The organism is Aliidiomarina sp. (genome assembly GCF_047920995.1).
In the GTDB taxonomy this organism is placed as follows: Bacteria; Pseudomonadota; Gammaproteobacteria; order Enterobacterales; family Alteromonadaceae; genus Aliidiomarina.
Genome location: NZ_JBLRWZ010000024.1, coordinates 18,226 through 41,497 on the forward strand (window position 1 = coordinate 18,226; position 23,272 = coordinate 41,497).

A 23,272-nucleotide genomic window follows, 5' to 3' on the forward strand; every position below is an offset into this window, starting at 1 on the left:
CTATTGGTTACTTATAGGTGCTACTGGGGCAACGGCATGTTGCTGCCGCCAGCGTTGGTTTTTTTTCACTAAGGTAGATTGATCAATGCCTAATGCTGCTGCAGCCGCACGAGTTGTGCCGTGTTCTTGTAGGGCTCGCTCAATCAGGTATTGCTCCAGCGCCTCTACTTGCGCTTTTAAACTGCCATCTTGTGGCGCCAACGGCGCATTTGCTTGATGAAGCACTTCTGCAGGTAGCTGCTGAGGCGTTATTCGTTCGCCTGAACAAGTAACAACCATGCGTTCGGTTACATTCATTAGCTCACGAATATTCCCCGGCCAACGGTGCCGCTCAAGCACCGCTAAAGCTTCGGCCGACCACTGACAATCACGCTCATGCTGTTGATTAAAACGGCGCAAATAATGTTCCAATAATGGCCGAATTTCTTCCCGGCGAGCGCGCAAGGGGGGTAACGTGATGGGCACAACACTCAGGCGATAAAATAGATCTTCGCGGAAAGTGCCTTGCTCCACTCGCTCGCGCAGTTGATGATGCGTGGCACAAATAAGGCGGAAGTTGGTACTTTTAAACTCGGTGCCGCCCACCGGCAACATTCGGTTCTCGGCTAATACTTTCAGCAGTTTGGCTTGTAACGCTAAGGGCAAATCACCAATTTCATCAAGTAATAGGGTGCCGCCATTCGCCACTTCTAACAGGCCTTGTTTACCTTTACTAGAAGCTCCGGTAAATGCACCCGGGGCATAACCAAAAAGCTCCGCCTCCAGCAAAGCCTCTGGCATGGCAGCACAGTTGAGTTCTAAAAATGGACCATTCGAGATTGCCGAATTCTGGTGAATAAAACGTGCCAGTAAAGTTTTACCGGTGCCGGTTTCGCCCTCAATTAATACTTTTACATTAGTGCGAGCAATATTTTGTGCCAGCTCATAGCACGCTCGCGTTTCTGGGTTAATCATTAAAGCTTGCTGCGCCGCAGGCTCTTTTCCTTTGCTGCGGTTCGCCCCATAGGTATCGCGAATGGTTAGCAACTCAGCCAGCTGTTCTTGAGCATGCTTTGCTTGCAGTAGCTCAGTAACATCGCGCACTGAAGTAACCACATATTCTAAGTTACCAGTGTTATCAAACATGGGCGTTCCGCTAACTAAAATTTTGCGGCTATCATGAATGGTTTGCACCAAAGTAATCGGCTGTAACTCGCGCAGTACTTCAAGCGATACCGAACGCGAAATATAGCCAGCTTTCACCACATCAGCCATGTGTAAGCCAACAATTTTATGCCGCTGAATACCGGTAATGCGTTCGTAAGCTTTGTTCACAGTAATGGTAACGCCGCGGGCGTCAGTGATATACACGCCATCTTGCAAGGCATCTATAATGCGCTGTAAATTTTCGATCGGGGCTTTTAAACGGGTTCTATTCATCGCTATTGCTCTGCTGGTCTTTCACAAAGGTGGTATCGGCTTCGCCACTAAAAAACTGCTTACCATAAATTAGCAAACACAGCACCACCCCAATAGCAAAGGCCCAAGTAGCACCTTTAATAACCAATATGGCGGCGATTACTCCAGCAATGCCCAAATCACGTTGGCTTTGAGCCTGCATAATACCAATTCGCACACTAACATAGCCTTGAATCAGTAAAGTGAGCGCCAGCGCAATCCCTAAAATGGGTTGCACTAAACTAACAATGGGCAGCAGTAACAACCCCGTATTGGTGCCCCAGCGAAACGAGCCCGAACCACCAAAAATAGAATCCATCGCGGCTTTACCTTTTTTATAACGCTCTACCACCACCACATGCATGGCTGCCCATAGCGGCCCACACATCACCACGTCGGGGCCGAAAATACTCATTCCCAAGTTACGGCCACCGAAAATTAAGTGAGCACGATTTGGGTTGTAATCTATTTTTTCATCTTGGCGCACTTCATCGGCTTCGGCCAATAGCGCCTTGCTTTGTAACACATCCCCAAACAGCACGATATAAGCGGCTAATACCGTAGGAATAGCAGTAATAAACATCATTAACGGCGGTAAGCCTAAGCCAAAAACGGTATATTCATTCCACATTAAAAGAAAATCGGGCTGGGTGATTCCCCATTCAATATCGGGCCAGGGGGCTTCACCAAATAAAGGTGCCACCACAATAGCCAAAACAATAATGGGGAAAATACCCAGCTTGCCAATATTCGCCCATAGCCGATTACGCCGTTGTAACTGCGTAAAATGCTTAGAAAAAATAAGATAGAACGCTACCCCCACAGCAATACTGATAGTAAATGGATACTGATCAAAGCGGCCACCTTCAGCAAACACTACGGTAATCGCCGCAAGACCAGCCCCCATAATTACTCCAGCTTTAATGGCTGCGGGTATCAGGCGTACCACCTTGGCGGCCAACTTAGTGTAGCCAAGCACTATCGCCAGCACTCCCAGCATTAATTGGAAGGCAATTAACGCATGCACCCGCATTTCGCCCTCAGGAAAAGCCGCCACATAGAGCATCAACAGCGGAATAGCTGGCGTTATCCAACCTGGAATAACCGGATCACCCAACATATGGTGCAGCAAATACAGCAGGCCATTCAGAATTACGATAGCAATAGCAGCTTCAAACGGCATGCCAAGCAGCTCGGTCATGAGTGGAATGGCAGCTAAATCTACCGCACACATAAGCAAGCCCTGAAAATAATCGGGCCATTCAAAGCGATAATGCAAGAAGGGTAGGCGTAATTTAAACGGCCCTAGTGGTGTATAAGGTGCTTCGGCACCATCTGCGCGCTGTTGCCAGCGCCAAGCTTTCCGTGAACTCAACAGCTATTCCTCTTGTTATTAGTATGTAGCTTTGGTTTTGTTATGGCTAAAGCGCAATAATGCGCGTCTATTCAATAGGCCGCTTGGTATATTTGTAAAATATCTGCCTCGTTTAGTACCCGTGGATTATTGCGCAGTAAGCGTTCCACTTTGATGGCCTCAGCGGCTAACTGCGGAAGCGCCGCTTGCGGAATTTCAAAGCTGTGTAACCCTTGGGGAATCCGTACTTCTCGACATAGCCGGTGCAGTTCTGCAATTACCCAATCTGCAGTATCTTTGGCACTAACATCGGGCTGATGAAAGCCAAACTGCTGAGCGATGTGCACCATTCGCTCAACACAAGCAATTTTGTTCCATTCCATAACGTAGGGCAGCATTAGCGCATTACTTACCCCATGGGCCATGTGATAGCGACCACCCAAAGGATAAGCGAGTGCATGCACGGCACCTACGCCAGCATTACCGAATGCTAACCCGGCCAATAAACTACCCGTAGCCATATCTTCTCGTGCTTGCTGATCTTGTGGGTTGGTATAGGCCTTAGGTAAAGCGCGATAAATCATGCTCATCGCCTGCAGGGCCAAAGCATCGGTAATAGGGCTGGCAAAGTTAGAAATATAAGCTTCAATGGCATGCACCAGCGCATCTACCCCACTAGCAGCCGTTACCGTTGGCGGGCAAGTAAGGGTAAGCTCTGGCGACACAATAGCCACATCTGGAAGTAAGTAATCACTTACTATACCCTTTTTTACCTGCGCCTCTGCATCGGCCAAAATTGCAATATTGGTAACTTCAGAACCGGTTCCGGCGGTAGTGGGCATACATATTAGCGGCACAGTGCGGTTCGTTACTTTATTCTCACCAAACAAACTGTAAATGCTGGTACGTTCATGGCAACTTGCCAACACGGCAACACATTTGGCGATATCCATGGCACTGCCACCACCAATTGCAATTACGCTATCATGTTGCTGGGCATTAAATAATGCACAGCACTGCTCCACCACCGCCACCTCAGGCTCCGGGGGAACTTGATCAAAAATTTCGTATCGTACATCGGCACACTCATCAGCCAACTGCTGTAACAATGGCGTTAGGGTGCCAGAAGTATGCACGCCAGTGTCGGTAACTATCAGCGGGAAACGCATGTTCAAGCGTCGCAGCTGGCTGGGTAGCTCGTAACTCGCGCCTTGGCCGGTAATAAGACGTTGTGCTGATTTGAAATAACTTACCGCTACCATAGTTTCTCCACTCGTTTGTTGTTTTTCCGTATGTGCTTGCGCTCTATTAACAATACAGCAACAACTGTGCCAACTTCGCATATAGCCTTAAACTATTGTTTTTATTATCTTTAATTTCACACCTTAGACTAAGCCGATCGGATATTGATGATTATATTCATCAATATCCGCTTTTTGATTCTATTATTCATCAAGTGTAACTTAAAAATCCCCCCTTGCTAGCCATGCCAATGATGAATTTTTTCTTCAAGTGATGAAAAAAAACACGCTAACTTTCATTGCTTTGGCTTTCCTTATATAAAAATAGATATTTTTCAGTGCTTTATAAAAAACATGAAACTGGCATAGAGCTTGCAACGCGTAATAAGCAACCCTTAGATTGCAACACAACTGCGTAACTGCGGTTCACTAAATAACAACAATAGAGGAACAACTCATGCACAATACACACACTAAAATAGCTTGGTATGGTGCCTTGGCCGGAGGCGCACTAACTTTACTCGCTAGCACCACTGTAGCAGCCACCGAAATAGAGCATGGCAATTGGCAGCTAAAATTCGGTGGCTACATTAACACCCATGCAATTTATGTGAGCTGCGATAACAGCGGTAACACTGTAGCGGGCAATGCACTGTTGTGTACTGGCGATAATGCCAGTGCTATCACTAATGGTTATAGCCCCGCTAGTTTTAGCATGGCCGCCGCCACCGAGCGCGAAGGCTACACCATTAGTGCAGTAGTTGCTCTAGAGCCCGGCAATACTGATAACGCCGCCTTTAATGGTAATGGGGATAATAAGGCTTACCGTGCTTATTTCACCGTGGGCAATGAAACTATGGGCACCCTTAAAGCAGGGCGTGATTACGGGGTATTTGGCATTGATATTGTGTTAGAGGATATGTCCTTAGGTGGTGTTGGAGCGCCAGCATTAATTAAAAGCCCACTCAATACCCAGCTTGGCGCTGCCGGTTATGGCTATATTTTCACTGATCGGCTTTCGCAGATTACCTATTCCTACACCGCAAGCAATGGTGTAAGCGCAACCTTTGGTGTATTTCAGCCATTAGATTTACTCTCGTTCGGTGGCAATGGCTACGTTGGGGATAGCGGTAGTAAACAACCTGGCGTGCATGGCAGATTACGTTACGATTTTAGTAACGGTTACCTTTCTAGCACCTTTTTGCAGCAAGATGTAACTACCCCATTGAATAGCTACAGCGCCTATGGCGTAGATGTAACCGCTGCCGTTAATGTTGCTAGCAACCGCTTCGTACTTTCGGCATTTAATGCCGATGGCTTGGGCTATTACGGTTTGTTTATCGATGGTACCGATGCAAATGCATCACCACGAAAAAGCTCTGGTTGGTTCGCGCAAGCTACTCACACTCGTGGGGCCACTAAATTCGGCGTTAACTACGGTGTTTCCAGCGTGAATCGCACAGCCCTAGATTCGGCGTTACAACTTGATGAACAGAAAAAGCTCACCTTTGGGGTATACCACACGCTTTGGGATCTCTTTACCATTAGTGCTGAAGTATCCGATATTCGGGCCACCAATCACCAACAACAAAGCATTACCAACCAAGCAATGAGTTTTGGCCTTGCCCTCTCATTTTAAAGCGATGCGCTATTAAAAAAGGTGGCCTTGCCTGCCTAATGCTAGTCAGCTTAAATGACTGGCATTAGGCTAGCTTAGCGGCATTTTTGTGTTTGCGTGGATTCACACAATCAATTACTTCAATATCTGTTCCAATTTATGCCACAAGCGCAAAATGGGGTACACGTTAATTTGGCTGTAACGGAATGGCATTTTTGCCGGCCGTTCCGTGTGTAAATAGTGTTCCGCAACCGGGAGTTTTTTTGCCACATCTCGAGATTTCAGAGCCTTTACTTCATTTTCGCTCATGCCATCAAAACGATTCGGGGTGGTACCCCTCAGCTTTTCCGCGAGCTGCACTGCTTTGGTTTTCTGCTTGCCACGAAACACTGGCACCTCCGGCAAAAACATGGCAAATGGGTGCAACATAAAACCCATTTTGCCAAATAAGCGCTGTGCTTGTTTGGCATTTTCAGTTTCACCTTCGATAAATTGCCATTTTGCGTTCATAAGCCGAGGAACATGCAGAATCATCGCATCGGCATAGCTAATGCCGCGTGGGTTTGGTTTCTCTGGGTAGTGGCGCAAATACACAGGATAATCGCTCGCCACTTGGGTTATGCGTGCATCACGGGCTTTGCGAGCCCCTTTCAAAAATAATGGGTTCAAAAAAGCTGCCTGAGGATAATGCTGATAAAAACCAATAATATTTTGCCAATCATCTGCACTTACATCGCGTACTACTTGCATATCGTCTTGTAAAAATAACGCTAGCTCTGTTGTGCCACCGGCGTTGCTTTGCGCCGCATGCGCCAGCTCTAACGCTGCTTGCATATTGTTATACAAACCGCCGTGGCGCGCGTGTTCATGTTGTTTCGGTTGATGCAAGCGCACGCCATTGGGCAAGTTGGCAAGATATTGCTGAGTATCGCCATCATTACTATGATCGTCGATTAGCGTAATCACAGCACCGGGAATGTAGCGACGTACTGAATCTACGCAGTTGCGCAGAAAATCACCACGATTGTATGAAAAAATAAATACGAACAGCTGTTGGTTAACGCTATTGCCTTGAGTGCCCATAAAGCCCTCCTGTAACAGGACCCCTATATTCTCCCGTACCCTTCGAGCGTGTACAAGCTAAGAAATTATTTATTACCGAACTCTTACGGTTTAAGCCATTTCCGTTGCCACTCATATTCGGGCGCGGGCCGATCAAAGTAATATCCTTGCATGTTCACATGTTCGCGCTGGCAATATTCGTTTTGCTCGCGCGTTTCAATACCTTCCGCAATAATACGTAAATCAAGATTGCGAGCAATTGCAGTAATCATTTTTACCATTGCAACATCGCGATGATTTTTTGGTAACCCGCGGGTAAAGCTTTGGTCAATTTTTAGCTCATGAATGGGTAGCCGTTGCAGATACGCCAGCGATGAATAGCCAGTACCAAAATCATCGAGCGCAAACTGTATATCCAACTCACTAATGGATACCATTTGGTTAATTACTTCTTGCATATCATCGATAAATAAACGCTCTGTAACTTCAAGTACCAATCCCCGTAAATCAGCATTTGCAGCGTTAAAAATATTGAGTAATTCTGTTTTCAACTGCTTGGAGCGAAAGAAACGTGGGCTGATGTTCACTGAAAGAACCCACTGCAAATCACGTTGTTGCCATTTTGCTAAACACGCTGCAGCTTGCCGTAACATCAGCCGATCGAGCGCAATAATAAGATCGGAGCGCTCGGCAATAGCTACAAATTGATCGGGTGGCACCATGCCCTCGGTTGGGTGTTGCCAGCGCGCTAATGCCTCGGCACCAAGCAACTGCCCATTTGGAGCAAATTGCCCCTGCAAGTACATTTCAATCTGATCGTTTTCAACCGCGTAATATAAATCGCGCTCTAAACCAAATAAACTTTCGGCCTGCTCACCATCATCTTGGTTGTATATCGCGACCTCGCTACCACCCTTCTCTTTCACTCGATGCATGGCGGTTTCGGCTTGCCGGAACAAATCTTCCGCAGAAGCACTAGCTGTAAGATTAGCAAGGCCAAGGCTCATGGTAAGCTGCACCCGCTCGCCATAAATATCGAGCGGCTGCTCAACCAATTGCTTTAATTCCCAAGCAAAATCATTGGCTTTTTCTAACGCATTTTTTCCGGTTTTCGGAAATTTAACAAAACATGCAAAGTTATCCGCACCAGTGTGAGCGAGATACACATCATGGGTTAAAAAGTTCTGCAAGCGCTTGGCCATCGCGTTGATCACTGTATTACCGTAATCATAACCGCGCGCATCGTTAATGCGCTTCATGCGATCTATATTTAACAAGATCAGCCAATAATCGCTATTCGGTAGTTTCTTTGGCAACAGCGCACTAATCTGCTCCATTAAAGACAAACGATTCGGTAAGCCACTTAAGTGATTATAATACGCCAAGAAATGTAAGCGTTCTTGAATTTGCTTCTGCTCACTAATATCTTGTTTAATACTCAGATAATGGGTAATTTTTCCCTGTTCATTCCGTACTGGGGAAATGGTTTGTAATTCCGAATATTCACTGCCATCTTTACGCCTATTTTTTAGCTCTCCTGTCCACGGCTTGCCCGCTAATAAGGTTTGCCACATTTTGGTATAAATTGCCTTTGGTGTTTTTGCACTGCCAAAAATACTGGGGTTTTTGCCGATCAATTCTTGTTCTGTATAGCCTGTACTCTTAAGCAATGCCCGGTTTGTATATTCGATTTTCGGTTCTAATGAAGTAATCAATACCCCTTCATTACTCTGTTCTAGGGCGCTCGATAACAACTTAATTCGATGTTCAATGCGAAATCGCTCGCGGGCCATTTTTTCAGTGCTACGGGCAAGTTGCGCCAACTCAGTTGCACCTTTCACTGGGATTTTATCGATCAGTTCACCGCGCTCAAGTTTGCCAATGGCTGCATTGAGTTGTTCCACTGGGTAGGAAATACCGCGCTGCAAAAATAACATCAACAATAAAAATAGTAGCGAGAAAAAAGCAATGGCGATAAAAATCGTTTCACGCCGCTCGAACACTGCAGCCTGCCAATTAATTCTATGTTCATATTCAAAGAATAGCAGTTGTTGCACAGCTCGGCCGAGCTCTTGGCTTATAGCGGTAACCGGCACGTATACCGCATACGAATCATTACTATGCTCAGTATCAAAAATAATAATATTCGAGGCAAGAGCCTGTTGCAGTAATTCTTCTTTTAGTGCGGGAAGTTGAGCAAATATCGGTGTATCAATTAAGTTCCACTGATGCGCGTTACTTACGCGCAAAATAGTGCCGTTCTTACTTACATTAAACGCATTGCGAACACGGCGATTGGTGTTGATCTCAAGTAAAATTTCATCTGCCGCGGTACTTAGCTCATACCGAAGCGCCCGGTTCATAGAGCCCTGAGCAATATTCGCGATGGCATATCCTTCACGTTCACTATGCAAATGGTTTTGCCGCACCTGTTCATTCACAATCGCCATGATTCCAGCAGCCAATGCTATACCGCCAACCAGCGCCAGATAGAGTAATAGCTGCGTGCGAATGCTTGATAAGCTCATGTTCACTCTCCCGTTAACTCATAACAAGAGGGTAGCGTTGCAGGCTGTTCAATCAACCCATTGCCATGCATGTAAGTATTTAATTTCCGGATAATAGTGGTAAGTTCAGCCCTCAGTATTTGGCGGCTTTCTTGATAATCAAGGAAGTGCAAACCGGTAAGAGCCGCGGTTAACTCCACGCTATCTAAACCAGTATTGTTGAGCAACATTGCTTCAGTGGCTGATTCCCGATCGAATAAACTGCGCAGCCCCGATTCCCACAGATCACCCACTAACCATTCCAACATGTGTTGTTCGCGCCGCCAAACTTCGCTGCGCACGAGCAGAACATCAACAATTCCATAAGGGATTTCGGAGCTATCAAAACCAACCTGAGCGCCTAATGCCTCAAGTTGGCTAATGAAGGGTTGATAAGTAATCACCATATCAACAGAACCCGACCTTAATGCATCTGCGTGTTCAGATGGCAATAACATTCTGATTTCAATATCATCACGAGTGAGCAGTAATGAATCCATGGCGCGTTGCAAGAAATAGCCGCCCAGCGCTGTTTCTTCATAGCCGATCACTAGCGGTTTTTTCGAGAGGTTAACATTTTCAGCCATCAGCATTGCATCAGCGCCTGCTGAAAAGCTAAGTACTCTGGCTACACAAACATCAAGGTTGCTGCGGCTTTGTAAACTTAGCGCCTCATCTAATGTTAACAAAGCACCATCGAGCTGACCATTTGCCATTAACCGCGCAACTACCGTGGTAGATGGCATCATCGTTAGCTGGTAAGCACGTTCACCATAATATTCATCCACAAATGGGCACTGCGCACAGCCGGGAGCTCCAGCTAAATATAAGGGTTGATAGCCAAGCCATTGGCTACCCGCAAGATTAACAGGCTCGCGCGGTGGCGCGCACGCAAGCAAAAGGCTAGCTAGTGCTAGAGTAAAAAATACTCGGTAAATCAATTTTAGCAAAGCCACCCCCAATTGATGTAACCACTAACGCGCGCAAACTACGCCTGAATACAGGTGTATTTTAGCTCACAATACTCATCTAAGCCCTGATGGCCACCTTCACGGCCAATTCCGGAGGATTTTACGCCACCAAATGGCGCTGTAGCATTCGAGATAAGCCCTGTATTTACTCCTACAATGCCCGCTTCAATTCCCTCCGCAACGCGGCGAATTCGGCTTATATTCTGCGCATAAAAGTATGCCGCTAAGCCAAATTCAGTGGCATTCGCATACTCGATAGCCTCACTTTCCTCTGCAAAAGGAATTAAAGGCGCCACCGGCCCAAAGGTTTCTTCACGCGTGCAACGCATATTCTGGTTGCCATCAATTAACACGGTTGGCGTAAACCAGGTGCCACCTAACTTATGACGCTCGCCACCAAACGCTACTTGCGCCCCATGCTGCAGGGCATCGGCAATATGTTCTTCAACCTTTTCTACTGCTGCAGCACTGATCAGCGGGCCAATTTTCACCCCTTCATCGAGGCCATTACCTACTTTTAGCTCGGCAACTTTGGCCACTAATTTTTCGCTAAACTCTTGGTACACTCCGCGCTGCACATACACGCGATTTGCGCATACACAGGTTTGTCCGGCATTGCGGAACTTACTATCGATCAAGCCCTGCACAGCGGCATCTACATCCGCATCATCAAACACCAAAAACGGTGCATTACCGCCCAGTTCTAACGATACTTTTTTCACCGTTGGTGCGCAGGCAGCCATAAGTTCCGCACCTACTGCTGTAGAACCGGTAAAACTTAATTTGCGCACTATTTCACTATTGGTAAAGGCTTCGCCAATGTTTTTCGCACTGCCGGTAACAACACTAAACACACCCTTTGGAACTCCGGCCTCGGCAGCTAATGCCGCCATTGCTAGCGCCGTAAGTGGCGTTTCTGATGCCGGCTTCACTACTATAGTACAACCTACCGCTAACGCCGGTGCTACTTTGCGGGTAATCATGGCGGCTGGGAAATTCCACGGGGTTATGGCAACACATACACCAACCGGCTCACGGGTTATGGTAATACGCTGATTCTCTTGCGCGCCGGGAATAGTTTCACCATACGCGCGCTTGGCTTCTTCGGCGTACCACTCGATATAACTGGCGGCATAAGCTATTTCGCCTTTTGCTTCTGTTAATGGCTTACCTTGTTCGAGGGTCATTAACTCGCCCAAGGCATCTTGATGCTGCATTAACAGCCCATGCCAGCGCTTTAAAATGGCTGATCGCTCACCAGCTGTTTTCTTACGCCATGCAGGCAATGCTTGCTCGGCAGCGGCAATTGCTCGCTGCGTTTCTGCTTTACCGGCGTTGGGCACATGCGCTATTTCTTCACCATTGGCCGGGTTTTTCACAGCAATGGTGGCGCCGTTATCGGCCGCAACCCATTCACCATTGATAAAACAATGTTCATGCAGCAACGTTTTTACGCTATCGCGAATGTTCATGTTCACTCCTGGTTATTAGTTCTTGCTGTATTGATAAAATATTTAACAAAAAAGCCGTGTTCTATATCAACACGGCTTGTTATTTATAGCTACATATTTGTAACTACTTAGCTAACTATTCGCTATCGCGACAGCCGCATTCAGAACGGAATATCATCATCAAAATCATTATCTAAAGGTGCAGGCTGCGGCGCCGGTTGTGCTTGGCGCTGATTTGCCCCTGGAGCACCACTTTGGCCGGAAGTTTGCCCGGCAGTTTGCCCGGCACTTTGTTGGCCACCCCAGTTTTGGTTGCTTTGGCCACCTTGGTTTTGCGTTTGATCGTAGCTACCACCACCTTGGCCACCACGGCTATCTAGCATTTGCATTTCATTACACACGATTTCGGTGGTGTAACGATCTTGACCCTGTTGATCTTGCCACTTACGGGTTTGCAAACGCCCTTCAATGTATACTTTAGACCCTTTTTTCAGGTACTCACCAGCAATTTCTGCGAGGCGGCGATAACACACCACGCGATGCCATTCGGTAATTTCTTTTTGCTCGCCAGATTGCTTATCTTTCCAGCTTTCACTGGTAGCTACGCTAAAGTTAGCGATTGCTACACTGTTTTGGGTATAGCGTACTTCTGGATCTTGGCCCAGATTGCCCACTAAAATTACTTTATTTACACCACGGCTTGCCATATCTTTCTCCTGTTATCTGTTACTGAAAACGAGCCACAACCGCTTTGATTGCTTCGGCATCGTATTCGTCTTTCTTAATCTTTAAATAGGTTGCGCCTTCATCAGGTATAACGATGGCTTCCTCAACACCGTTCGCTTCGCCGAGCAGCTGCGTAAGTTCGCGCGCTTCTTCTGGGCTTAAAATGCGAGTAGTAATGTTAAGGCGCGTTGTAGCAGACACCTGTAGCAAACCAATGCTTAATATCAACCAACATACTAGCAGGCTGATACAAAAAAGCATAACGCCAATCGCGCCAAAACTTTGGAATAAATACCCACCTGCAACACCGCCTACAAAGGCCCCTGAAAACTGCCAAGTAGTGAACAAACCACTGGCACTTCCCTTACTTCCCGCGGGTGCATGCTGGGTTAGTAATGCCGGGAAACTGGCCTCAAGGTAGTTAAAACCAATAAAAAATAGCCAAACTGAAACTACCAAACCCCATAATTGCCCGGAAAATACAGCAATGGCTGACAAGGAAATAATCAGCATCAGCATTGCTAAACGCATCCCCAACACTTGCTGCTTTTTCCGCAGCAAAATGAGCATCATGGGAATCATTACTACAAATGAAAGTAATAAAGTAGGTAGGTACAGCCAACTATGATGCTGTGCGGCTAAGCCCGCATCTACAAGTTGTAGCGGCAAGGTTACGAACCATGCGGTGAGCACTACATGCAATACAAAAATGCCGAAGTTTAAACGTTGTAACTGCGTGTTCTTCATTAACCGGCCCAGTTCTGCTGGCACCGGCAGAACATCACGGCTAGGTACTTTTTGATGGGTAACAGGCATGCCTTTCCACATGAGCAATATGCCACCTACGGCGAGCACCGCAGTGAACCAAAACAAACCCGACATACCAATAATATTACCGAGCACCGGCCCCATAATTAGTGCTAGCACGAATGAAAGGCCAATGCCCATGCCGATCGCGGCCATTACCTTGGGCCGCTGATCTTCCCGCGCTGAATCGGCGGCCAGTGCTAATACAGCCCCGGCAATTGCGCCAGCGCCTTGTATTACTCGGCCAATAATTACGCCTTGCATGGTTTCAGCCATTGCTGCCACTACACTACCGAGGGCAAAAATAGCCAAACCAGTAATGATAATCGGCCGCCTACCGATACGATCTGAAAGGATACCCATTGGAATTTGCAGTAGTGCTTGAGTAAGGCCATAAGCGCCAATGGCAACACCCACTAGCAGTGGCGTGTAATCTGGATACTGTTGACCATAAATTGCCAATACCGGCATGATCAAAAACAGCCCCAACATGCGTAACCCAAATATTGAGGCGAGCGCGGCGGCGGCTTTTTTCTCTGTGCGGTTTAATCCGGAATGCTTCATTACGCGGTGCTTATCCAATTCGAAAATAGAGTGATGATACTCTTAGCGAAATTACGAGGAGCAAGTTTAACAGAAGTTAACCTCCCCCGTCAGTTACAAATCCTCGTTACAATTTTCATTACGATTTAAGTGCCCATTTTGGCCAGTTTACTTCAAGAAACATGGTGATCTGTGCAATAATGGCCGATTACAATTTGCGCGAAGATAGGATGTTATGGATAAAATTGAAGTACGCGGTGCCCGCACCCACAATCTTAAAAACATCAACTTAGAAATTCCGCGAGATAAGTTGGTGGTAATCACCGGCCTCTCCGGTTCTGGTAAATCTTCTCTAGCATTTGATACCTTGTATGCTGAGGGCCAGCGCCGTTATGTAGAATCTCTTTCTGCATACGCGCGGCAGTTTTTGAGCCTTATGGAAAAGCCCGATGTGGATTCTATTGAGGGCCTTTCGCCAGCAATTTCCATTGAGCAAAAATCCACTTCTCATAACCCACGCTCTACTGTGGGCACCATTACCGAAATTTATGATTACTTGCGCCTTATGTTTGCGCGCATTGGCGAACCTCGTTGTCCGGAACATAACGTGGCACTTGCTGCACAAACTGTTTCGCAAATGGTAGACCAAGTATTGGCAATGCCGGAAGGCAGCAAAGTAATGTTAGTGGCGCCGGTGGTGCAAGGGCGCAAAGGCGAACACCAAAAAACTTTAGAAAACTTAGCGATGCAAGGCTACTTGCGCGCTCGGGTAGATGGCAATGTATGTGATTTAAGCGATCCGCCCAAGCTTGAGCTGCACAAAAAACACAACATTGAAGTGGTAGTAGACCGCATTAAGGTTCGCCCAGGCTTAGAACAGCGCTTGGCAGAATCTTTTGAAACCGCGCTAGAGATGTCGGGCGGCACGGCTATGATTGTGCCGATGGATGAAAACGACAAAACACCACCGGTTATCTTTTCCGCTAATTTTGCCTGCCCGCATTGTGGCTACAGCATGCAAGAATTAGAGCCGCGCTTATTTTCATTCAACAATCCGGCCGGTGCCTGTGGCACCTGCGATGGTTTGGGTGTGGAACAATATTTTGATGCGGATAAGGTGGTGGGTAACCCTGAGCTTAGCCTTACTGGCGGTGCAATTCGTGGCTGGGATAAGCGTAACTTTTACTACTATCAAATGCTGCGTTCACTAGCCAAGCAATTTAGCTTTGATTTGAATGCGCCATTTAGCGAATTACCCGATGATATTCGCGATCTAATTCTGAACGGTTCTGGCGCTACGGAAGTGAAGTTCAACTACGTAAATGATCGGGGCGATACCGTTGTGCGCAAGCATCCGTTTGAAGGTATTTTACCGAATATGCAGCGCCGTTATCGTGATACTGATTCTAGCGCGGTACGGGAAGATTTATCCAAGTATTTAGCTACCAAGCCATGCCGCGCCTGTAATGGCGCCCGGTTGCGCCAAGAAGCGCGCTATGTATTTGTAAACAACACTACCCTACCGGAAATTGTAGAGCTCTCGATTGGCGATGCTTTAACCTTTTTCACTGAAATTGAATTAATTGGCCAACGAGCGGCGATTGCCGAAAAGATTCTGAAAGAGATTAATGATCGGCTCCGCTTCTTGGTGAATGTGGGCCTTAATTACCTTAACCTTTCGCGCAGTGCAGAAACTTTATCCGGTGGTGAGGCTCAGCGTATTCGTTTGGCTAGCCAAATTGGTGCCGGCTTGGTTGGGGTAATGTATGTACTAGATGAACCTTCCATTGGCTTACACCAGCGTGATAATGAACGATTGCTGGATACTTTGCGCCACCTGCGCGATTTGGGCAACACGGTATTGGTAGTGGAACACGATGAAGATGCCATTCGCGCCGCCGATCATGTAATTGATATCGGCCCTGGAGCGGGTGTGCATGGTGGTGAAATTATCGCCCAAGGTACCTATGAAGATATCCTGAAAGCAGAAGGTTCACTTACCGCCGATTATCTTTCTGGCCGCAGAGAAATTAGTATTCCGAAAAAGCGTCATAAACCGGGTAAAGAGTGGTTAGAGCTTAAAGGCGCGCGCGGTAATAACTTAAAAAATGTGGATTTACGTTTGCCGATTGGGTTAATGACCTGTGTAACCGGCGTATCAGGCTCGGGTAAATCTACGTTAATTAACGATACCTTGTTTCCATTAGCTCACCATGAGCTGAATGGCGCTACTACCGGCAAAATTGCCGAGCACGATAGTGTGCATGGTTTAGAGTTACTCGATAAAGTAGTAGATATTGATCAGAGCCCCATTGGCCGCACACCACGATCTAATCCAGCTACCTACACTGGGATTTTCACACCCATTCGTGAGCTATTTGCTGGGGTACCGGAATCGCGCGCACGTGGTTATAAAGTGGGCCGCTTCAGCTTTAACGTGAAAGGTGGCCGCTGTGAAGCCTGCCAAGGCGATGGCATGATTAAGGTGGAGATGCACTTTTTGCCGGATGTGTATGTGCCTTGTGATGTGTGTAAAGGCAAGCGTTACAATCGCGAAACCTTAGAAATTCAGTACAAGGGCAAAACGATTCATGAGGTGCTTGATCTCACCGTAGAAGATGCGCGCGTGTTTTTCGATGCGGTGCCAGCGATATCGCGCAAACTACAAACCCTAATAGATGTTGGCCTTTCCTACATTCGTTTGGGGCAAGCGGCTACCACACTTTCCGGTGGTGAGGCGCAACGGGTTAAATTGGCTCGTGAGCTTTCCAAGCGCGATACTGGCAAAACCTTGTATATCTTAGATGAGCCAACTACAGGTTTGCATTTCCATGATATTCAGCAGCTGCTGGTAGTACTGCACCGCTTGCGTGATCATGGTAATACGATTGTTATTATTGAGCACAACTTGGATGTAGTGAAAACGGCTGATTGGCTAATTGATTTGGGCCCTGAGGGCGGTAACGGCGGCGGCGAAATTTTAGTTGCCGGCACACCCGAAGAGGTAAGTGAGCACGCAGGTTCGCATACTGCGCGCTTCTTGAAGCCGATGCTTGCCAAATAGCCAGTAGGTACCAATTCGGTTAAGGTAACTACACAACATCATTAAGGACGCATATGGAAGGTACACCAAAGCAACCCAAGAACTGCAGCAGCCTGCTCGAGCAGCTAGTAGCGGAAGCTCGTGAAGCGCCGCTCGGCGGGCAAGTAGCCGATTATATTCCAGCGCTGGCGGAAGTTGCGGCTGAGCACGTGGGTATAGCAGTGGTTGAACTGGATGGTACCACCCATACTGCCGGTGATTTTGATGTATGCTTTTCGATTCAAAGTATTTCGAAGATTTTTGGCCTCGCCTTGGCCATGGAGCGTGCTGGCGATTCCTTGTGGGAACGCGTACGTATGGAACCATCAGGGCAGGCTTTCAATTCGGTAGTGCAGTTAGAGTGGGAGCACGGTATCCCGCGCAACCCCTTTATTAATGCCGGTGCCATCGTGGTATCTGATGTGCTTACCAGCCGCTATTCGGCGAGTAAAAGTGCGCTGGTTCAATACATTCGGTACCTAGCGGATACCGAATCTGTGTACACCAATCATGAAGTGTGGGAATCAGAGAAAGAACACGGTAATCGTAACGCTGCGTTAGCCTATTTAATGAAAAGCTTCGGAAATATTGAAGCCGATGTGCCTTCGGTGCTTGATCACTACTTTTTTCAGTGCTCGGTAGAAATGAACTGTTTACAGCTTGCACAAAGCTTAGGGTTTCTGGCTAACAAGGGTATTCAACCTGGCACTGAGAAGCGCATTTGTGATGCCCGTTCAGCGCACCGCATTAATGCGCTGCTTTCTACTAGCGGAATGTATGATCAATCGGGTGAGTTTGCGTTTACGGTAGGCTTACCAGCAAAAAGTGGCGTAGGCGGCGGTATTGTTGCCGTGGTTCCGGATTATGGGGTAATTGCGGCGTGGAGCCCACCTTTAAATCGTTTCGGCAACCCTACTCGGGCGGTGCAAATGGTTACTGAGTTTGCCCAACGGTTAGGGCTCTCGGTTTATCACTAGCTTTATCAGCACCAACAAGGCTTACTGCTGCTGTTCTGTATATCCCTCGGCGTGCACTTGGTGCTCCTGCTCTAACCGCTGTAATCCGTAATATTTTAACGCGGCAATAACCTCTGGTTCTGCAAATAATTCGTTTACTAATTCCATTAGTTCTACAAATTCGATGCTGCTATTTGCCCCTACCAACACTTGCGTAGTGTAAACGGTATCCGCTTCCGGCGCGGCATACAAATCTTCAATTAACTCTGGATTTTGTACGGCTAACCAATGCACAAACTCATCAGTAAACATTGCGAACTGAATCCGGTTATTGCGCAACATGTTCAACAAAGTGAGCTGCGAATCAGCTCGATACATCATAAATTCCTGCTCCGAGGTACCAGCATCAATATCAAATTGAGTATAATTGTAATGATATCCTACTACTCCTCCCACACGATCTTCATCGGTTGGTAGCCAATTATCATTCTGTAATGAATACATCCGATCGGCACCATGCATGAGTGGCGCAGAGGCGGTATATTCATGTTCAGAAGACCATCTCCAAGTTTCCGATTCAAAGAAAATCACATCACAACAGCCATTTTTCGAGATTGCAGAATAGCGCTCTTGCGGGGGAACTTCACGAATACTGAAATGATAAGTTACTTGGCGAGCATTGAGTGCCTTGATTAATTCACCAAGAAAATGATGTGGTAAACGCGAAGAGTAGTACGGGGGAAATTCGTAAGCTGCAACATAAACGGGGATACGTTCTGTTATAGCGTTTGCATCTTCCGCTAGGTTTTGATCAATATGGCGAGCTGCACTCGCTTGCCCAATTGCAAGTGAGTGCATTAATAAAACTAGTATGCTCGCTATTAGTATGCGCATTCAGCCTCTTGTTCTAGCCGTCGATAGAATAATAAGTTGCTGCACCCGGCCCTACTGGCAAACCTAGTGCAAACACCCAAATATAGAACAAGGCTACCCAGCCAATAAAGAACACCATGGTGTACGGCAACATAACTGAAATTAAGGTGCCTATACCGATATCTTTCTTATACCGCGCAGCAACTGCCAAAATCAAGCCAAAGTAGCTCATCATCGGAGTAATAATATTAGTAACGGAATCACCAATACGATAAGCCGCCTGCACTAACTCTGGAGCATAACCAACCAGCATCAGCATCGGCACAAAGATCGGGGCCGTTATGGCCCACTGGGCCGAAGCAGAACCTAACATGAGGTTCACGAATGCACACATTAAGATGAAGAATATAAATACCATGGGCCCGGTTAAGTTTATGGCCTCTAAGAACGCTGCCCCGTTAACCGCCATAATGGTGCCGAAATTGGTCCAGCCGAAGAATGCTACAAACTGAGCAGCGAAGAATACCAGCACGATATATAGGCCCATGCTACTCATGGTTTTCGACATTGCGTGAATAACATCAACATCGCTACTCATAGTGCGCGTTACATAACCATACACGTAACCTGGAATCGCAAAGGTAATAAAGATGTATACCACAATACCGTTCAAGAACGGCGAGCGAGCAACGCCACCGGTTTCTTGATTACGCAGAACACCCCACTCTGGAACGATAGTAAGCGCTAACAACACAGCCAAACCAAGAAATGTTAATCCCGCAAATGCTAAGCCACGTTTTTCCTGCGGATCTAACTTGGCCATCTTCACATTGCCATCATCCTCGTAATCAGGATCGGCTTCATCTGGGTTATATTTTCCTAGTTTCGGCTCGACGATTTTTTCAGTAACGATAGCGCCTAACGCAGCGATCAAAAATGTACTGACAATCATAAAGAACCAGTTCGCTTCAGGGCCAACTACATAATCAGCATCCAGCAAATTCGCGGCTTCTGTGGTGAAGCCTGCTAATAGTGGATCTACGGTACCAATGAACAGGTTGGCACTGTAACCGGCAGAAACACCTGCGAATGCTGCGGCTAAGCCGGCTAGTGGGTGGCGGCCTAAAGAGTGGAATATCATTGCGGCTAAGGGTACTAGCACCACGTAGCCAAGCTCTGAAGCAGTATTCGAAATAACACCGGCGAATACTACAACAACGGTAACCATGCGCGGAGATGCGCCCATTACCATACCGCGCATCATGGCGGAAAGCATGCCCGAACGTTCGGCCACACCAACCCCTAAAATTGCCACTAAAACCGTACCTAACGGAGCAAAACCGGTAAAGTTCGTTACCAGATTGGAAACCATCCAGCGCAAGCCTTCGCCGCTCATTAAGCTATTTACGGTAATCATTACCCCTTCGTTACCAGGGCGCGGATCCGCAGCGCTCACGCCAAAAAATGCGGCTACACCACTGGCGAATACAACGAATAAGGCAAACATTGCGAATAAGGTTACCGGGTGCGGTAGTAAATTACCTAGCCACTCAACGGTGTCTAGAAACCGGGTAAACCATCCTCGTTTAGGAAGATTATTTGCAGAATTGTTCTGATTATTCTGAGCAGCGGCCATGCCGTTCTCCTTTAATTCTTATGGTTCGCTGCGTACAGCGTTCGTTTTGGCTTGGTACTTTCGCGTAGCCGCGTATTGTACGGTAATCAGCGCTTGGCAACAAATCCGCCCTGTTTCCAAACCCGCGCAATCATTAAAATGCCGGTGATAGAAAGCCATACACTGAGTAAGCCTGCGAAAATGATGAATAGGTTATTAAAATCGCGCTTGCCCGAGTAATCCATGAAGTGCAAGCGGTACATCCAATCAATGAGAGGCCAACGGTCATTACGGTGCCCGAGCACTGCGCCGCTGGATTCATCAATATATACTCGGGTATTCAAATCGTCGGCAAAATCTACCCGAAATCCAGGCCCAGCCCAATGCGGGAATTCAACGCTGCGCTGTACATCGCGAATACCATTAAACATGCCAGAACCTAAATATGAGTTTACCGCCAACCGCTGCGCTGTGAGAGCGCTGGTTTGCCAACGATGTCCTGTTTCCCCATCAAACCATGCCACAGCGTAGGAGCTTGCTTTACTGCGATTTGGCGCTTGCTGGTGCCCCGGCGTGTTGTTTGCCACATAGGTGGCCTCAAACTGCGCCACATTATCGATAATACGCACCCGCACGGAGCGTACGTTGCCAAGATTTTGCAGTTGCAGATCCGGCGTTATATAACGTTGTTTGGTATATAGTGGTTGTGCTGGTAACTGATGCCAATACTCTTCATTCGTAAGGCCCTCGCGGCCTTGCCAACTGAAATAGAAACCCGTAACGCACCAAATCATTACTTGGATAACTAACACCAGCGCAATTCGGCGATGCAAACTGCTAAGCCAGCCCATTTTACTTTTGCGCGACCTCTTACCTATCATTACGAATCTCTCCATAACCGACGCCATGGGCGAGATAAATACTTCTGCGCTAGAAGCATTAGCCCGGAAACACTAATCAGCAATGTAAGCACCGTAAACGCCAGCAACCAAGGCTTAGTAATATCGCTACGATCTTGATAATCCATGATATGCAGCATCCACATGAAATCAAAAAAGCGCCACGCCGTGTGTCGTTGCGTAACCAAGCCCCCGGTAACTGCCGAAAGATACAGGGTGGTATTGGAGGTATCCACAAAACGAACTTGCCAAGCAGGTAAATGGCGAGCTGCCAGTTCAGATTCTGTTGGTTCTGTTAAGAGCTGTAACTGGGAAATACTCGGCTCGTGGTTGTGTGCTTGGCCGTTGCTTGGGGCAGTTTTTGGGGCATTTCTCGGGGCATAGTAGCGCTTGGCAAGTGCGCGAATATCCTGCTCGCTAATGATAACAGGCTGAAGAGTAGCGGCATCAAGCAAACGGGTTGCATTGCCGCTCACCACAAACACATGCTGAAACTCGTTATTAATATACCGATTTACTAAGGTAACTTCTGTAGCATCGGGATATTCATTGGCTACCGAAGTAATGTTCTCCAGATAGGCAAACTCGGTAACAGAGCGATCTGCAGGTTGCACCAAATGATCGCCGTGAATATACGGCAACTGCAGTATCACCATAGCCGCACCAGTGATACTCCATATAATTAATTGGATACCAAATAATAGCGTGAGCCAACGGTGAATTTTTCTGGCTTTCAGAGGTTTAAAGCGCATGTTTAGTTATTTTTATTGGTTTTTTGCCGAAGGTTATTTTTATCACGTTCACCATCGCAATGGTAGCCGCACCCTCGTGATTGGCAGAATAAACTATTTCAGCTGTTGCAGAATTCGTGGTGTGTGATTGGTAAGCAATTGATCTACACCTGCCGCTAACGCACGTTTATGGTGTTCAGGGCTTTCTGGCAGATAACCAATTACTTTCGCTCCGCGCACATGAAAATTACGCACAATGCGCTCACTCAAGATAGGGATGTTCCGCAACGTTGGTGGTACCGCATAGTATTGACCCGCCTCAATATTCGCTAATGCAGGAAGGCCAAATAGCGCTGCGGCACCCGCTAAATAGCAATGCCGCTCGCGCGCTAAGCAAAATGCCTCGGGTAAGATATGGGTGAGTTGTTGTTGATGGTTAGGATGCCAGAACAAATAGCGCGCACGACTGTGTAAAAACTCATCGATTGCTTTGTCGCTACGCAGCCGCTGCAAGATGGCCACAGTTTGCTCTGCCTGTTCAGGTTTAATATCGAGAATCCAGTGTAAATGGGCGAAGTGTTCCAGGAACTCATCAAAGAATAGTAACGTTTCGCCATGCTGTAAGCGCTCTTTGCTAAGCTCTTTGCGAGTTAACTCGTGTACTTGGGCATTGCGCCCACTTACGCGAGATAAGCCGGCGTCATGGCAGAGCACGATGTGGCCATCACGGCTCACTCGCAAATCAGTTTCTAGATGTTCGAAGCCATGCTCTATTGCTGCCAAAAATGCTGCCGCTGTATTCTCGGTGGCTATCGGCTTATCTTTAGTTCCACAATAACCGCGATGGCTAATCCAAGTGGTCATGCTCAAGCTGCGCTCCTCAATGGCGTATGGATATAAGAGTAACACCTCATATTGAACATTTACCAATAAAAAAGGCTTCCCGAGGGATAATGCCAGTCAGTTAAGCTGACTGGCATTGTTCCCGAGGGAAGCCTTTCTTTCGTGGTGCTAACTAAAATTAATCTAGAATCTTAGATACAACACCAGCGCCTACGGTACGGCCACCTTCGCGAATTGCGAAACGTAATCCGTCATCCATTGCGATTGGTGCAATCAGTTCAACTACGAACTTGATGTTGTCACCAGGCATTACCATTTCTACGCCTTCTGGAAGCTCTACTGCTCCAGTTACGTCTGTTGTACGGAAGTAGAACTGTGGACGGTAGCCTTTGAAGAATGGAGTATGACGTCCACCTTCTTCTTTGCTCAATACATACACTTCTGCTTCAAACTTAGTGTGTGGAGTAATTGAACCTGGCTTCGCCAATACTTGCCCACGCTGAATATCTTCACGCTT

Annotated in this window: 17 protein-coding genes and 1 pseudogene; 3 read left to right on the plus strand and 15 right to left on the minus strand. The window is 47.2% G+C overall.

The features are described from left to right. From ACNA7P_RS07825 to ACNA7P_RS07835, 3 genes are all read right to left on the minus strand, one after another. Positions 1-1,419 (minus strand): sigma-54 interaction domain-containing protein, encoded by a 1,419-nt coding sequence (locus ACNA7P_RS07825; protein WP_416258063.1) that lies wholly within the window; start codon positions 1,417-1,419, stop codon positions 1-3. Beyond that, positions 1,412-2,812, minus strand: a complete 1,401-nt coding sequence (locus ACNA7P_RS07830; protein ID WP_416258064.1) for a hypothetical protein — start codon at positions 2,810-2,812, stop codon at positions 1,412-1,414. The genes ACNA7P_RS07825 and ACNA7P_RS07830 overlap by 8 nt, the downstream gene beginning before the upstream one ends. A 71-nt stretch (positions 2,813-2,883) precedes the next feature. Then, positions 2,884-4,053 carry an iron-containing alcohol dehydrogenase gene (locus tag ACNA7P_RS07835; protein WP_416258065.1) on the minus strand — a complete coding sequence of 390 codons (1,170 nt, stop codon included), beginning with the start codon at positions 4,051-4,053 and terminating at the stop codon, positions 2,884-2,886. A 436-nt stretch (positions 4,054-4,489) separates the two neighbouring features. Between ACNA7P_RS07835 and ACNA7P_RS07840 the strand changes: the two genes are divergently transcribed. Then, positions 4,490-5,671 (plus strand): porin, encoded by a 1,182-nt coding sequence (locus ACNA7P_RS07840; RefSeq protein ID WP_416258066.1) that lies wholly within the window; start codon positions 4,490-4,492, stop codon positions 5,669-5,671. A gap of 114 nt (positions 5,672-5,785) precedes the next feature. On the opposite strand, the gene ACNA7P_RS07845 is transcribed toward ACNA7P_RS07840, so the two are convergent. The 6 genes from ACNA7P_RS07845 to ACNA7P_RS07870 form a co-directional block, all read right to left on the minus strand. After that, positions 5,786-6,733 (minus strand): hypothetical protein, encoded by a 948-nt coding sequence (locus ACNA7P_RS07845; RefSeq protein WP_416258067.1) that lies wholly within the window; start codon positions 6,731-6,733, stop codon positions 5,786-5,788. Positions 6,734-6,816: 83 nt separating this feature from the next. Then, on the minus strand, positions 6,817-9,240 hold the full coding sequence (locus ACNA7P_RS07850; protein ID WP_416258068.1) for an EAL domain-containing protein: 2,424 nt from the start codon (positions 9,238-9,240) through the stop codon (positions 6,817-6,819). A gap of 2 nt (positions 9,241-9,242) precedes the next feature. Continuing rightward, positions 9,243-10,208 carry a nitrate ABC transporter gene (locus ACNA7P_RS07855; protein WP_416258069.1) on the minus strand — a complete coding sequence of 322 codons (966 nt, stop codon included), beginning with the start codon at positions 10,206-10,208 and terminating at the stop codon, positions 9,243-9,245. Positions 10,209-10,246: 38 nt separating this feature from the next. Continuing rightward, positions 10,247-11,701, minus strand: a complete 1,455-nt coding sequence (locus tag ACNA7P_RS07860; RefSeq protein ID WP_416258070.1) for an NAD-dependent succinate-semialdehyde dehydrogenase — start codon at positions 11,699-11,701, stop codon at positions 10,247-10,249. 140 nt (positions 11,702-11,841) lie between these two features. Then, on the minus strand, positions 11,842-12,387 hold the full coding sequence (gene ssb, locus ACNA7P_RS07865; protein WP_416258071.1) for a single-stranded DNA-binding protein: 546 nt from the start codon (positions 12,385-12,387) through the stop codon (positions 11,842-11,844). Between the two features lie 19 nt (positions 12,388-12,406). Further along, positions 12,407-13,777 carry an MFS transporter gene (locus ACNA7P_RS07870; RefSeq protein WP_416258072.1) on the minus strand — a complete coding sequence of 457 codons (1,371 nt, stop codon included), beginning with the start codon at positions 13,775-13,777 and terminating at the stop codon, positions 12,407-12,409. Positions 13,778-13,991: 214 nt separating this feature from the next. Between ACNA7P_RS07870 and uvrA the strand changes: the two genes are divergently transcribed. Together uvrA and ACNA7P_RS07880 are read left to right on the plus strand one after the other, a co-directional pair. After that, positions 13,992-16,820 carry an excinuclease ABC subunit UvrA gene (uvrA, locus tag ACNA7P_RS07875; protein ID WP_416258073.1) on the plus strand — a complete coding sequence of 943 codons (2,829 nt, stop codon included), beginning with the start codon at positions 13,992-13,994 and terminating at the stop codon, positions 16,818-16,820. A gap of 53 nt (positions 16,821-16,873) precedes the next feature. Beyond that, positions 16,874-17,815 carry a glutaminase gene (locus ACNA7P_RS07880; RefSeq protein WP_416258074.1) on the plus strand — a complete coding sequence of 314 codons (942 nt, stop codon included), beginning with the start codon at positions 16,874-16,876 and terminating at the stop codon, positions 17,813-17,815. Between the two features lie 21 nt (positions 17,816-17,836). Here the strand turns inward: ACNA7P_RS07880 and ACNA7P_RS07885 are convergent, their stop codons facing one another. The 6 genes and pseudogenes from ACNA7P_RS07885 to tuf form a co-directional block, all read right to left on the minus strand. Continuing rightward, the gene (locus ACNA7P_RS07885) at positions 17,837-18,652 is read right to left on the minus strand and encodes a hypothetical protein (protein ID WP_416258075.1); all 816 of its coding nucleotides are present in this window, start codon (positions 18,650-18,652) and stop codon (positions 17,837-17,839) included. Positions 18,653-18,701: 49 nt separating this feature from the next. Further along, the gene (locus ACNA7P_RS07890; protein ID WP_416258076.1) at positions 18,702-20,303 is read right to left on the minus strand and encodes an AbgT family transporter; all 1,602 of its coding nucleotides are present in this window, start codon (positions 20,301-20,303) and stop codon (positions 18,702-18,704) included. An 86-nt stretch (positions 20,304-20,389) separates the two neighbouring features. Beyond that, the gene (locus tag ACNA7P_RS07895) at positions 20,390-21,178 is read right to left on the minus strand and encodes a PepSY domain-containing protein (protein ID WP_416258077.1); all 789 of its coding nucleotides are present in this window, start codon (positions 21,176-21,178) and stop codon (positions 20,390-20,392) included. Continuing rightward, complete coding sequence (locus ACNA7P_RS07900) at positions 21,163-21,933, minus strand: PepSY domain-containing protein (RefSeq protein ID WP_416258078.1); 771 nt, start codon at positions 21,931-21,933, stop codon at positions 21,163-21,165. Before ACNA7P_RS07900 ends, ACNA7P_RS07895 begins: the two co-directional genes overlap by 16 nt. Positions 21,934-22,026: 93 nt before the next feature. After that, positions 22,027-22,776, minus strand: a complete 750-nt coding sequence (locus tag ACNA7P_RS07905; protein ID WP_416258079.1) for a glycerophosphodiester phosphodiesterase — start codon at positions 22,774-22,776, stop codon at positions 22,027-22,029. 157 nt (positions 22,777-22,933) lie between these two features. Beyond that, positions 22,934-23,272 (minus strand): annotated as a pseudogene (gene tuf, locus ACNA7P_RS07910) (elongation factor Tu); the annotation flags it as partial.